Raw genomic sequence first — 693 nt, forward strand, 5'->3', positions numbered from 1 at the left:
ATCGGAACCCAAAACGGACAAGTTAAACTGACAGCTATTACAGTTCCAACAGGATTGACCCTGAATGCAAACGGAACGGTAACCGTTGCACCAAATACCCCAAAAGGAAATTACGAAGTAGAATACAGCATCTGCGAGATTACCAATCCGACAAACTGTGATACAACAAAAAGTATCGTAGTTGTAGATCAGGCAGTAATCGACGCGGTAACGGAAACTACAACACCGGCAATCAACGGAAACACAGGCGGTACAACGGCAACGTTAGTAGCGAATGATACCCTGAACGGTAACCCGGTTGTAATCGGAACCCAAAACGGACAAGTTAAACTGACAGCTATTACAGTTCCAACAGGATTAACCCTGAATGCAAACGGAACGGTAACCGTTGCAGCGAACACACCAAAAGGAAATTACGAAGTAGAATACAGCATCTGCGAAATTACCAATCCGACAAACTGTGACGCTGTTAAAAGCACAATAGTTGTTGGAGAACCTGTAATCGAAGCAGTTACGGAAACGACAACTTCAATCAATGGAAACACAGGCGGTACAACAGCAACGTTGGTAGCAAATGATACCCTAAACGGAAATCCGGTTGTGATTGGAACCGCTGCAGGACAGGTAAAATTAACGGCTATCACAGTTCCAACAGGATTAACGCTGAATGCAAACGGAACAGTAACAGTTGCA

1 pseudogene is annotated in these 693 nt (G+C 44.3%); it reads left to right on the forward strand.

From position 1 onward, the window contains the following. Positions 1-693: pseudogene (locus GKZ86_RS25330) on the forward strand (gliding motility-associated C-terminal domain-containing protein); the annotation flags it as partial.

Source organism: Flavobacterium sp. LC2016-13 (assembly GCF_009707955.1).
GTDB lineage: Bacteria > Bacteroidota > Bacteroidia > Flavobacteriales > Flavobacteriaceae > Flavobacterium.